Origin of the sequence: Acinetobacter sp. NEB 394 (assembly GCF_013374795.1) — a bacterium.
Taxonomy (GTDB): Bacteria; Pseudomonadota; Gammaproteobacteria; order Pseudomonadales; family Moraxellaceae; genus Acinetobacter; species Acinetobacter johnsonii.
Genome location: NZ_CP055277.1, coordinates 2,684,890 through 2,698,125, shown reverse-complemented (window position 1 = coordinate 2,698,125; position 13,236 = coordinate 2,684,890). Strand labels below are relative to the sequence as shown.

The following is a 13,236-nucleotide window of genomic DNA, read 5'->3' as shown; positions in this document are numbered from 1 at the left end:
CAAGGAGACATATACGATACACAAGATATCATTAGAGTCTTTCGTACAGAATATATTCATTTTAAAAGACTCTAAGCTCTAGATGGATTGAGGTGTGTAATTAATTTTTAGTCTGCAACGCTGCATGGTAACGGCGATTTACCTCATCCCAATCGACCACATTATAAAAGGCATTGATATATTCAGGACGGCGGTTTTGGTATTTTAGATAATACGCATGTTCCCATACATCTAAACCGAGAATAGGGGTATGACCGTGCATAAGTGGGGAATCCTGATTTGCACTGCTTTCAACAATTAGGTTGTGTTCAGGTGTCACGCTCAGCCATGCCCAACCACTGCCAAAACGGCTAATTGCGGCTTTAGTAAATGCCTCTTTAAAAGCATCAAAACCACCAAGTTGTTCATCAATAGCCTTTGCCACAGCCCCAGTCGGTTGCCCACCACCTTGTGGACTCATGACCGTCCAAAACAGTGAGTGGTTGGCATGACCACCTGCATTATTGATCACCATATTTTTAAGATCAGTAGGGACTTCATTGACTTTGGCAACCAAATCCTCCACAGACAGTTTCTCCCATTCTGTGCCTGCAATCGCGCCATTAATGTTATTGATGTAGGTTTGATGGTGTTTACTGTGGTGAATTTCCATCGTTTTCGTATCAATATTGGGTTCGAGTGCATCATAGGCATAAGGAAGAGCGGGTAAAGAATAAGCCATGTGTTTGATTCCTTTAATCATCAAAATTGTTTTATTGGGATTTTTCAAAGCAGTTTTATTATCCACTTAAAGGTTAATGAGAATCAATATGTTTATTATTTGCAATTTAAAATGGAGCGTCGGAAGTTTTATTGTTCATATTGGTTGAACGTTCAGCAGGTATAACAAGGATGAGATGCAAAGCGTTTTTGAACTGATACTATGTTTTGAATTAAAAATACGAAAGACTAGGGATAATATTTTAAAAATTAGTCATTTGCTTAAATGGAGGTGATGTTGGATGCTATGTGATGTAAGCGCATTGAGAGGACTGGGATGAAAGGAGTTTCATCCCAGCGATTGCTTAGATCGGGTTGTTTAACTCGAAATAAACATATTCAATATCAAATTGTTCTGAAATGGCTTGACCTAATCGTTGCACGCCATAGCGTTCAGTCGCATGATGTCCGCAAGCAAAATAATGTATGCCTAATTCTTTGGCTTCATAGAAGGTACGTTCACTGACTTCGCCTGAAATATATGCATCACAGCCTTGTTCAGCGGCTTTTACAATAAAATCTTGTGCACCACCGGTACAAAAACCGACTTTTTCAATCATGGTCTTGTCCGCAGGAAGATGGGTGACATCAAACTTTAATGTCTCAGATACAAACTTTTTAAAGTCTTCCACAGGCATAGGCTGGTTTAAATAACCAATATTACCAATAGGATGACGCTCAGATGGATCAAGTGCCTCAATACGTTCCAGTTTGAGCAAATCTGCAATCGCTGCATTATTTCCAAGACTCGGATGGCTGTCGAGGGGGAGGTGATATGCCAACAAAGAAATGTCATGTTGAATCAGACTCTTGATCCGTTTACCGCGCATACCTGTGATGGGGTAGGCTTCGCCTTTCCAAAAATATCCATGATGCACCAGTAAGAGATCCGCATTTTCTCGAATCGCGGCATCTATGGCATCTTGTGATGCAGTCACCGCAGCTAAAATTTTACGCACTTCAGTTTTACCTTCAATTTGAAGGCCATTCGGTGCATAGTCCTTAAACTCAGTTGATTTGAGGGTTTGATCACACCACTGAATAATGTCTTGTAATTTTGCCATATCGACTTAAAAACTCTTTTAAATTGATTACATCGGAACCTATTGTTTATTGTAACTAAAGCATGACAAAACTCTTGCTTATTTTTGTGCTTCGGCTTGAATTTCGCTTTACAATAGGCATAAATTACTTAGTCATCAATGAATTAAAACATTTTAGAGGGTGAAATCGTGCGCAGGACCTTTTCCTGGTTACCTTGGGTATTACTCATTTTAGTCATTGCTGGATTTTTTGCTTGGCAGCAGTATCAAAAGCCAAAAGCGCCTGTGGCGTCCGATGGTATTAAGATGCCTGCTGAAAAGGTTGAACCTTTAATTAACACCACGCGTACCGGTGGGGTGGTTTCTTATAGTGCCGCCGTGAAAGTGGCTGCGCCAGCAGTAGTGAATATTTTTACCACGCAGAAAGTCAAACAACTTGACCATCCATTACTCAATGATCCTGCGTTCCGTGAATTTTTTGGCAATCAAATTCCAGATCAGTTTAGCCAAAACAAAAATGAAAACAGCTTGGGTTCGGGTGTGATTGTTCGTCCTGATGGTTATATTTTGACAAACAACCATGTGATTGCTCAAGCCGATCAAATTGTTGTGGCCTTACAAGATGGTCGTCGAGCAGTGGCAAAAGTGATTGGTACCGACCCCGATACCGATTTGGCTGTGATTAAAATTGAGCTAGAGAAACTGCCTGTTTTACCTTTTAAGCTAAGCGGCAACGAAGTGGGTGATGTAGTCTTGGCCATTGGTAACCCATTTGGTGTGGGACAAACGGTTACGCAAGGTATTGTCTCCGCTACAGGACGCTCTGACTTAGGTATTAACACCTATGAGGACTTCATTCAAACCGATGCTGCAATTAATCCAGGTAATTCTGGTGGTGCTTTGATTGATGTCGCGGGGAATTTGATTGGGGTTAATACTGCGATTTTCTCTCAATCAGGGGGGTCTTTAGGTATTGGTTTCGCCATTCCTGCAAGAATTTGCCAACAAGTACTGAACTCTATTCTTAAAGACGGTCGTGTGGTACGTGGTTGGCTAGGTATTAGTTTATTGCCTGTTGAACAAGTCAATATCTTAGAGCCTAAAGGGCCAGGTGTGGTTGTCGCGGACGTGTTAAAAACGGGACCTGCTGCAAAAGCTGGTTTAAAGAAAGGCGACAAGATCGTGAAAGTGAATGATGAAGTGATTACTTCAACCTCACATTTGATTAATTTTGTGGCTCTACAACCGCCAAATAGCACCATTCAGATTTCACTTGAGCGCGATGGCAAACCTTTAGATGTTGCTGTGGTTGTTGGGGAAAGAAAAGAGCAAAATCAGGACTCTCAATTTATCCCATTACCTGAATAAGACTAAAAAACGTAAATAAAAATGCCTCTTATATAGAGGCATTTTTTTATGAGTAGATGATTTACAGTGTAAATATTAAATGCAGAGCATGATCAATAGAAAATGCTGTGCATTTTAAATGCCTAAGATTGGTAAATGATGATCTCAGTTTGAGTCGAAAATCAAAGCTCACTTATTTTGAGATATTGCCCAATGGCATCAAGCATTCATAACGCGATGAACTTATTTGCGTGGAGGTATAGGTCGAAGCTAAAAGAAGGCGTGTGATTGAGGATGCATTGTACAGCCTTTCATTACGCTTTTTATTTAACATCGATGATAGGTTTTACTTAGGAAATGTTGAGCCTAACTTTTAAAAAAACCATTGGCTGTTATCGTTTTAAATGGTGTTTTTGTTTAAGCGAGTCGTTGATGGCTAGGTTGAATCGACAGGAGGATTTATAAGCACAAAAAAACAGCAACTGAAGTCGCTGTTTTTATATATCTGGAAATTACGCTTCTTGTTGGATACCCGCAACGAGCCAGTCTTGGGTAGAACCTGCAGGTTTTACAAAGTGCCAAACTTCAGCAAAAGGTTGCGGTAAGCTGTTGAGGTCTTCACTTACTGTACCAGTAAAACGTACGCTAACCACGTATTGGCCATTTTCTGTCGCAGAGTCCGCAACCATCGCATTAAGGTTTGAAAACTCAGCTACATCTTGATCTTGGTTTGCCATAATGTCTTGATACATAGACTGGTAAAGATCATGTGTTAAGTAACGTTGAATTTCAGAGATGTTACTTGCCGTGTTCATCGATTGAATATGATTGAAACGTTGACGAGCAATACGTAAGAAAGCCGCAGGTTCTGTACCGTCTGGCAGCTGACTACCACTATTGGTATAGGCAGCGCCAAAAGGTGCGTTGTTTTGTGGTGCAGCAGCTGAACCACCTACAGACTGGCCAAAAATGTTGCTGTTGTCATTTGATGTACGTGGTGCAGCTTGTTGACCAAACGGTGCTTGAGTTGAACCATTGTTTGGTGCGTATGGATTAGGTGCTACTTTTTTTTTTGCGCCCATTTTACGGAAAATGAAGAAGGCAACAGCAGCGGCAAGAAGGATCCAAATCCAGCTCGGAATACCACCTTTTTCTTCCTGTGCTTGCGCTTGAGAAGCAGAGTTATCATCTGCCAATGCATTTGCAGCTACAGCACCAATTGCAGCACCCGCTACACCAGCCGCAACCATACCACCAACGCCTGGACCAGATTTAGCTGGAGCTGTAGCGGGCGCGGTCGGTTGTTGAGCTGGAGTTGCTTGACGGGGTTGTTGATAAGGCTGAGTTGGTGCAGCTTGACGGCTCATGCCGTGGCTTTTACCACCACCTGCACGTTTAGCTTCTGCGGCTAAGGGTGCAACTAAAAGAGCCGCTGTTAAAAAACCAGCAATCAAACCACGCTGTCGAACTTCCATCAAATTTTCCTACTCTATAAAAAATAAATTTTAACTCTACCTTTATGCAGTCTTTCAGCCTAAATTTCAATAAAAAACGTGTTTATTTTATGAGAAATCCAAACGAATGGAATTTAGCTTAGTTGAGTTCATCGCTTAAGCTCATGGCTTCAGTGAGTGCCTCATGTAAGCGCGCCACGGCAATTACCTTCACCCCTGCAATGTCTTTTTGCGGTGCGTTGCCACGCGGTAGAATAATGTATTTAAAACCATGTTTAATAGCTTCTTTTAAGCGTTCCTGTCCATTGGGGACTGGGCGAATTTCTCCAGAGAGTCCTACCTCGCCAAAAACAGCCAATTGTTGTGGTAGTGCTTTACCCCGCAGACTCGAGGCACAGGCCAATAAGACAGCCAAGTCAGAGCCTGTTTCCGTGATTTTTAAACCACCGACAACGTTGACATAGACATCTTGTCCAGATGTTTGCACGCCACCATGGCGATGCATCACTGCCAAGAGCATATTTAAACGGTTTTGTTCTAAACCTAAGGCCACTCGGCGCGGTTGACCATGTGCATCATCAACCAAAGCTTGAACCTCAACCAACAGAGGACGTGTGCCTTCACGGCTGATCATCACGATTGAGCCTGCAATGGCTTCATCATAACGACTTAGGAAAATGGCTGAAGGATTCGCCACTTCTCTTAATCCTTTATCGGTCATGCCAAAAACCCCGAGTTCATTGACTGCACCAAAACGATTTTTAACGGCACGAATCATCCGATAACGTGAGTCGGACTGACCTTCAAAGTACAGAACACAGTCCACCATATGTTCAAGCACACGCGGGCCAGCCAGTGCACCTTCTTTGGTGACGTGTCCGACAATGAACAAGGCTGTACCACTATTCTTAGCAAAACGTGTCAGTAAAGCTGCGGACTCACGAATTTGAGAAACACCGCCCGGCGCTGACTGTAGTGTTTCGGTATATAGGGTTTGAATGGAATCTAAAATTGCCACGGCTGGACGCTCATGGGCAAGCATTTCACATATCCGCTCAACACAGGTTTCTGCCATGACTTTGAGTTTATCTGTGGGCAGATCAAGACGATTTGCACGTAAGGCCACTTGAGAGAGTGACTCTTCACCTGTGACATACAATGCCGCACTGTTGGCCGCGGCCATATGTGTTGCCGTTTGCAATAAAATGGTCGATTTCCCGATACCTGGATCACCGCCAATCAGCACCACGGAACCCGTGACGAGACCACCCCCAAGCACACGATCAAACTCACCAATTCCTGTAGCCAGTCGAGTCTCATGTGAAACTGAAATTTGATTTAAGGTGCTAATAGCAGCAGCTTGACCTGCATAGCCGCCCCCCATTTTGGGCTGCGCACGATGTGTGACTGCAGGTGCAATATTGACTTCAACTAGACTATTCCATTCTCCACATTCAGAACATTGACCCGCCCATTTTGAATGGTCAGCGCCACATTGTTCACAGCGGTAAACACTTTTTGCTTTTGCCATGCTTTATTTGATGCACTATTTAGAGTATTCGATGGTTCAACAGCATACAGAGGATTTGATTTGAAATGAATGCTCTGAATCAAAAAGCCACCCGAAGGTGGCTTAACGATTGCAGATTTTAAAAACTTGCTTTGAAAATAACCTTAGTACAACTCACCTGATTTACGCTTTTCGACAAAATCACGTGACTCTTTCACAATCACCGTCGACAGCAATAACAAAGCAATTAAGTTTGGAACCGCCATTAAACCATTAAAGGTATCGGCAAATAGCCAGACTAAATCAAGAGATGCCACGCAACCAATAAAGACTGATGCGATGTAAATGAGACGGTACAACAGAACATACTTTTCACCGAGTAAATATGTACAGCATTTTTCGCCGTAATAGCACCAACCTAAAATGGTGGAGTAAGCGAAGAACACAATACCAAAAGTCACGATCCAGCCTCCGACACCCGGCAGTAATTGGTTAAAAGTATGAGTGGTTAATACCGCGCCTGTTTCGCCACCAAAACTATTGCCCGCCATAATAAAGCCCATAACCAAAACGATCCCTGTAATACTACAGACGATAATGGTATCGATAAACGTACCTGTCATTGAGACTAAGCCTTGACGTGCAGGGTGGTCGGTTTTTGCAGCAGCGGCGGCGATCGGCGCCGAACCCATCCCCGCTTCATTTGAGAAGACGCCACGAGCGACACCGTAACGAATGACGGCACCAATTGCACCACCTGCTACAGCTTCACCCGTAAAGGCATCACGGAAGATCAGTTCAAGTGCAGGCATGACGAGTTCAAGATGGTTGAAGATAATAATGAGACCACCGAGGACATAGCCAATCGCCATAATCGGTACGATGAAAGAAGCGGCTTTAGAAATCGATTTAATCCCGCCTAAAATAACCAAAGCGGAGAATACCGTAATGACGATACCTGTGATCCATGTTGCAACTCCCGTACTGTTTTCAACAGCGAGCGCAACTGTGTTGGATTGCACTGAACTGCCAATCCCAAAAGACGCCAAGGTGCCAAATAGTGCAAAAATCAGGGCTAACCACTTCCATTTTAGGCCGCGTTCAATGTAGTACATTGGACCGCCAGACATTTCACCTTTTTCATTTTTGATTCGGTATTTAACTGCCAGTACGCCTTCACCATATTTGGTTGCCATACCGAACAGGGCTGTCATCCACATCCAAAACACCGCACCTGGGCCACCAAGGACACAAGCGGTTGCAACACCGGCGATATTACCCGTACCAATGGTGGCAGAGAGTGCTGTCATGAGGGATGCAAAGTGCGAGATATCTCCTGCATGAGAATGTGCTTGGTCATGTTTGCCAAAGACTTGTTTAAAGGCCAGAGGCAACATGCGAATTTGCCAGAAGAACAAGCGTAATGTGAGGAATATCCCTGTTCCGACAATGAGGACCAACATATAGGGTCCCCAGACCAAACCACTGATAGTTTCCATAAAAGTTTGTAAACTTTGTGTATTCATTTTTCTTTTAATCCTCTATGTTTTAAAACTTGAAATTTCTAGAAAAATTTTGAGTTTTATTAAGCAATTGATATGCCACAGTCATGCTTCCTGCACGATTTTTTATTGATTTTTAGTCTTGTTGTATTTGTTACACGGAAATTTATTTTTGACAAGTGCTTTGCTGATTTTTTCAAAAGGAACTTTCACGTGTCCTTTGTTGTATTAAATATAAGAAAAATTAATTAACTTTTCAAAAGATGTTGAAAATATAGATTAATACAATTTTATTTTTATTTTTTTGTTCTTTTCGGGTAATTTTGGCGACTGGAAATAAAAGACGACATCAAGAATGAGTTTAGAAAATACAGAATCGACCTCTGAACAAGGTGATTTAAAACGGAGTTTATCCAACCGCCATTTACAACTCATTGCGATTGGCGGTGCGATTGGTACGGGTTTATTTATGGGGTCGGGGAAGACGATTAGTCTCGCTGGGCCATCTATTTTAATCATTTACATGATTATTGGTTTTATGGTGTTTTTGGTCATGCGTGCGCTTGGCGAATTACTGCTGTCTAACTTAAAGTACAAATCGTTTATCGATTTCTCTACCGATTTGATCGGACCGTGGGCAGGCTATTTCGTTGGTTGGACCTATTGGTTATGTTGGATCACGATTGGTATCGCGGACTTATCAGCCATTATTTATTACCTTCAATTCTTTAATGGAGGGATGCCGTTCACACCTGGGGAAGGGGTGATGATCAGTGTTGCGGCCATTGTGTTCATCATGGGCTTGAACTTGGTCACGGTGAAACTGTTTGGTGAGCTAGAGTTCTGGTTTGCACTAATTAAGATTATTGCCATTGTGGTGTTGATTGCCGCTGGTTTATGGATGATCTTTACGGGTTTCACTTCAACGACGGGTGAAATTGCATCATTTAGTCATCTTTGGTCACATGGCGGAATGTTCCCAACAGGCGTGACGGGCTTCCTTGCTGGTTTCCAAATTGCGATCTTTGCTTTTGTGGGTGTAGAGCTGGTCGGTACTACGGCTGCTGAAACCAAAGACCCAGAAAAGAATTTGCCAAAAGCGGTGAACTCGATTCCAATTCGTATCATTATTTTCTATGTGCTGTCTTTAGTGATTGTAATGTCTGTGACACCATGGAACGTGATTGATCCGGCGGTTTCGCCTTTTGTGAACTTGTTTAGTCAAGCGGGTATTGCAGCTGCAGCAATCATCATGAATTTGGTGGTATTGTCTTCTGTGATGTCATCAATGAACAGTGGTGTGTTTTCAACGTCGCGTATGTTGTTTGGTTTGTCTCGTGAAGATCAAGGGCCAAAAGCATTTGGTCACTTAAATAAGCGCGCTGTTCCTGCAAATGCATTGTACTTTTCAGCAATTTGTTTACTGTTAGGTGCTGCACTGCAGTACTTTGTACCAAATACTGTTGAAGCCTTTACTTTGGCAACTACACTGTCGACGATTTTGTTTATCTGTGTCTGGATCATGATTATCTGGAGCTACATTGTGTATTATAAAACACGTCCAGAGTTACATGCAAAATCAACCTTTAAACTACCAGGTGGTCTGTTTACCTGTTGGTTTGTGATCGTTTTCTTCATTGGCGTGATCTATGTGTTATCACTAGAAGCAGATACCATGAAAGCTTTAATGGTGAGTCCAATTTGGTTCATCATTTTGATTATTGGTTATTTTGGTTTCTACAAACCGAAACATAAATAATCGATACCATTTAAAAAAACGCCAGTCTTTAACTGGCGTTTTTTTTTAACTCACTATAATCTTTAGCGCTTAGTGGTTTGGTCATGCATGTTGATCAGGTTATACTTCTTCAAAATATCAAATAGGTGATCAGATGCGTTCTGTCATTTGCGGCATCAGTGTCTTGGTGATGAGTACTGCATTCGTTGGTTGTGGTCAGTCTGGTACATTACATATGCCAAATGATCCAAACTACGACAAGCGAGCGAAATATTTGCTTTATAAAGACGCAGCATCTAAGCCGTCTGCACAAAAGGAAGATACAGCGCCCGTTAAGCAAGAGTTTGCTGCACCTTCAGTTGAAACCAATCAGCCTTAATACCTTAAACGCTTCATAGAAAGGATACATTCATGAGTTTTACCCGCAATCATGGGGTTTTGCATGCTGAGCAATGCTCACTGCAACAGCTTGCGCAGCAATTTGGTACACCACTGTATGTTTATTCAAAAGCGACTTTTGAAAAACACTTTACAGAGATGGATCGTGCTTTTGACTTTATCGATCATCAAATTTGCTTTGCGGTTAAGTCAAACTCAAACATTGCGGTATTGAATGTCCTTGCGAAGCTCGGTGCAGGTTTTGATATTGTGACTGGTGGAGAACTGGCTCGTGTACTAAAAGCGGGTGGTGATGCTTCTAAAATTGTCTTTTCGGGTTTAGGTAAAACTGAGGTTGATGTTCAAAAAGCATTAGAAGTGGGTATTGCATGCTTCAATGTAGAGTCTCACGCAGAACTGGATCGTATTCAAAAAGTTGCAGCGAAGCTCGGCAAAAAAGCACCCATTTCATTGCGCGTCAATCCAGATGTAGATGCGAAAACGCATCCTTACATTTCAACAGGCTTGAAAGAAAATAAATTTGGGATTCCATCAGATACAGTTTTTGAAACCTATCAATATGCTGCAACGCTGCCGAATTTAGACATTATTGGTATTGACTGTCATATTGGTTCACAGCTGACTGAAACACAGCCTTTTGTGGATGCGCTAGATCGCGTGATTGTGATGATCGATCAGCTTAAAACCATGGGTATTCAGCTGAAACACATCGACATTGGTGGTGGTTTAGGTGTGACCTATAAAGATGAAGTGCCGCCTACCGTTTTTGAATATGCCAATGCAATGAAGCCCGCTTTAGAAAAATTGGGCTTGAAAGTGTATATGGAACCGGGACGCAGTATTTCGGCCAATGCAGGGGTACTACTGACCAAAGTAGATTTACTTAAACCGACTATTCACCGTAACTTTGCAATTATTGATGCAGCCATGAACGACTTGATTCGTCCTGCACTGTATGAAGCATGGATGGATATTCAGCCCGTTACCCCGCGTTCAGATGTCGAGGCCAAAGAATGGGATGTAGTTGGTGCGATTTGTGAAACAGGTGATTTCTTAGGTAAAGAGCGTGTGCTTGCACTCAAAGAAAATGACGTACTGGCGGTATTGGGTGCTGGTGCTTATGGTTTTGTCATGAGTTCAAATTACAACAGTCGTGGTCGTGCCGCTGAAGTGATGGTGGATGGTGAAAACGCACATTTGATTCGTGAGCGTGAAACCATTGAGTCGCTTTGGGACAAAGAACGTTTATTGCCTGAAGGATAATTCAAGATGTTATTAGAATTTACCAAAATGCATGGTCTAGGCAATGACTTTATGGTGGTTGATTTAATCAGCCAAAGAGCATTCCTTGATACTGTTACGATTCAGCGCTTGGCGGATCGTCATTTCGGCATCGGTTTTGATCAGTTGTTGATTGTTGAGCCACCCGATTTACCTAATGTCGACTTCAAATACCGTATTTTCAATGCTGATGGTTCTGAAGTTGAACAATGTGGTAATGGCGTGCGCTGCTTTGCACGCTTTGTACATGAGCGTCAGCTCACTACAAAAACCAAGATTAAAGTGCAAACCAAGGCAGGGATTGTGGAACCCGAACTCGGTCAAAATGGCTGGGTACGCGTGAATATGGGTTATCCAAAGTTCTTGCCACAGGAAATTCCATTTATTGCGGATGCACCAGAAGCTTTGTATGACATTGCTTTGGCGAACAATGAGCAATTGACCATTGATGTGGTGAATATGGGTAACCCTCATGCAGTTACTATCGTTCCTGACGTGATTACAGCTGATGTTGCACGTCTAGGACCTCAGGTTGAATCACATGAGCGTTTTCCGCAGCGTGTGAATGCTGGGTTTATGCAAATCATTGATGAAAAGCATGCGCGCTTACGTGTGTTTGAACGGGGTGTAGGCGAAACCTTGGCCTGTGGAACAGGAGCTTGTGCGGCTGCGATTTCAGGTATGCGCCGTGGTTTACTCGATTCGTCTGTTGAAATTGAATTGGCAGGTGGTAAGCTGCATATCGAATGGCGTGAAGGTGACGTTGTTTGGATGACGGGGCCAACCTCAAATGTCTACGAAGGACGTATAGATCTGAGTTACTATCAAAACTAAGTTTAGCGTCACACAAGAAGCACTGATTCGTCAGTGCTTTTTTATGAAAAATGAAATAGACATATAACGAGCTGAGACAGTGCTACTATGCAAAAGCTAATCAACCTTTCACCGAATAGAACTATAGAGGCTGACTTGTGACTTTTGAGGCCATGCAACTACTCGCGATGTGGTTAAAACAACGAGAAATACAAAATCAGTCTGCCCATACTTTGCAGGCTTATGAACGAGATGTGTCTGATTTTCTGCTATTTTGTGAACAGAAAAAGCTTGAGTTGGGCGATGTTGAAGCTACTGATTTGCGAGAATTTATTGCACAAAAAGTTGAACATCAACAGTTGAGCTCCAGTAGTTTACAGCGGATGTTGTCTTCTATTCGTCAGTTTATGAAATGGGCCGAGCAGGGGCAACATTTGGCTTTTAATCCTGCCGATGACTTTCAACTTAAACGTAAGCCTCGCCCTTTACCAGGGCTAGTGGATATTGAAACTATCAATCAAATTTTGGATCAGGCCTTGCCTGAGAAAGAAGTCGAACAGCAAATGTGGTATCGAGACAAAGCTTTGCTTGAACTGCTTTATGCCAGTGGATTACGTTTAGCGGAAGTGCAAGGCTTAAGAATTAAAGACATCGACTTTAACCGACAGTTACTGCGTATTACAGGTAAGGGGAATAAAACTCGGGTTGTACCTTTTGGTTCTAAAGCCAAAGATGCGGTAATGAAATGGCTGAGCATTTATCCGCTGTGGAATGGTGATTTTGTGCCCGATGCACAAGTTTTTATTACTCAAAAGGGCAATCCTTTGGGGATGCGCCAGATTGAAAATAGGGTTAAGTTTCAGGCACAGCGTGCGGGCGTAAATATCGATCTGCATCCGCATTTACTGCGCCATTGTTTTGCTAGTCACATGCTGTCAAACAGTGGTGACTTGCGTGCAGTGCAGGAAATGTTAGGACACAGTAACTTAAGCACCACCCAAATTTATACCCATGTCGATTTTGACCGACTGGCTCAAGTGTATGATCAGACGCATCCACGAGCACAGCAAAAGGTGAAAGCTTAGTTCATTCATACTTTAAAAATAGTGTCACAGAATGCATGCACTATAGCGCTGTGTTTTAGGTTAAATGCCAAAGGTCAGAACAAACGGCGTAAACACATTAGCGGATATCTATGAAAGCGCTAGGGTGGTCTATGAGATTCGGCATTATTCTTGCTTGAATCAACTTGATCAATAAGTAGCAATGATCGCTCACTTTTGTTAGAAAAAGTGTGATTATGAACTTTTGTAGAATAATAAATCGGCAAAAAATAGAGTATAAACTTAAAAGAGGATGGGCTGAATGTTCCTGTTTAATGAAACGGTAG

At 42.5% G+C, this 13,236-nt stretch carries 11 protein-coding genes; 6 read left to right on the top strand and 5 right to left on the bottom strand.

What is annotated here, in order from left to right; genetic code table 11:
- Nucleotides 1-100 precede the first annotated feature (100 nt).
- Together HUK62_RS13020 and HUK62_RS13015 are read right to left on the bottom strand one after the other, a co-directional pair.
- Nucleotides 101-721 carry a superoxide dismutase gene (locus HUK62_RS13020; protein WP_176538067.1) on the bottom strand — a complete coding sequence of 207 codons (621 nt, stop codon included), beginning with the start codon at nucleotides 719-721 and terminating at the stop codon, nucleotides 101-103.
- Between the two features lie 343 nt (nucleotides 722-1,064).
- Complete coding sequence (locus HUK62_RS13015; protein ID WP_176538066.1) at nucleotides 1,065-1,823, bottom strand: Nif3-like dinuclear metal center hexameric protein; 759 nt, start codon at nucleotides 1,821-1,823, stop codon at nucleotides 1,065-1,067.
- Between the two features lie 168 nt (nucleotides 1,824-1,991).
- Here HUK62_RS13015 and HUK62_RS13010 point away from each other — a divergent pair, with 168 nt between their 5' ends.
- Nucleotides 1,992-3,170, top strand: coding sequence for a trypsin-like peptidase domain-containing protein (locus HUK62_RS13010; protein ID WP_176538065.1), 1,179 nt, complete (start codon nucleotides 1,992-1,994; stop codon nucleotides 3,168-3,170).
- Between the two features lie 491 nt (nucleotides 3,171-3,661).
- On the opposite strand, the gene HUK62_RS13005 is transcribed toward HUK62_RS13010, so the two are convergent.
- From HUK62_RS13005 to HUK62_RS12995, 3 genes are all read right to left on the bottom strand, one after another.
- Nucleotides 3,662-4,624, bottom strand: coding sequence for a TIM44-like domain-containing protein (locus HUK62_RS13005; RefSeq protein ID WP_176538064.1), 963 nt, complete (start codon nucleotides 4,622-4,624; stop codon nucleotides 3,662-3,664).
- Between the two features lie 118 nt (nucleotides 4,625-4,742).
- A complete protein-coding gene (gene radA, locus HUK62_RS13000) occupies nucleotides 4,743-6,134 on the bottom strand; it encodes a DNA repair protein RadA (RefSeq protein ID WP_004695771.1) in 1,392 nt (463 codons plus the stop codon).
- 143 nt (nucleotides 6,135-6,277) lie between these two features.
- Nucleotides 6,278-7,639 carry a sodium:alanine symporter family protein gene (locus HUK62_RS12995; RefSeq protein WP_058870024.1) on the bottom strand — a complete coding sequence of 454 codons (1,362 nt, stop codon included), beginning with the start codon at nucleotides 7,637-7,639 and terminating at the stop codon, nucleotides 6,278-6,280.
- Nucleotides 7,640-7,970: 331 nt separating this feature from the next.
- On the opposite strand from HUK62_RS12995, the gene HUK62_RS12990 reads away from it, so the two are divergent.
- The 5 genes from HUK62_RS12990 (at nucleotide 7,971) to HUK62_RS12970 (ending at nucleotide 12,931) form a co-directional block, all read left to right on the top strand.
- Nucleotides 7,971-9,374, top strand: a complete 1,404-nt coding sequence (locus tag HUK62_RS12990; protein ID WP_176538063.1) for an amino acid permease — start codon at nucleotides 7,971-7,973, stop codon at nucleotides 9,372-9,374.
- 133 nt (nucleotides 9,375-9,507) lie between these two features.
- Complete coding sequence (locus HUK62_RS12985; RefSeq protein WP_176538062.1) at nucleotides 9,508-9,732, top strand: hypothetical protein; 225 nt, start codon at nucleotides 9,508-9,510, stop codon at nucleotides 9,730-9,732.
- 32 nt (nucleotides 9,733-9,764) lie between these two features.
- A complete protein-coding gene (gene lysA / locus HUK62_RS12980; RefSeq protein ID WP_176538061.1) occupies nucleotides 9,765-11,015 on the top strand; it encodes a diaminopimelate decarboxylase in 1,251 nt (416 codons plus the stop codon).
- A 6-nt stretch (nucleotides 11,016-11,021) separates the two neighbouring features.
- Nucleotides 11,022-11,867: a diaminopimelate epimerase gene (gene dapF / locus HUK62_RS12975; protein ID WP_004695783.1), complete on the top strand. Its 846-nt coding sequence runs from the start codon at nucleotides 11,022-11,024 to the stop codon at nucleotides 11,865-11,867.
- 152 nt (nucleotides 11,868-12,019) lie between these two features.
- Nucleotides 12,020-12,931 (top strand): tyrosine recombinase XerC, encoded by a 912-nt coding sequence (locus tag HUK62_RS12970; protein WP_176538495.1) that lies wholly within the window; start codon nucleotides 12,020-12,022, stop codon nucleotides 12,929-12,931.
- The last annotated feature ends 305 nt before the right edge of the window (nucleotides 12,932-13,236 follow it).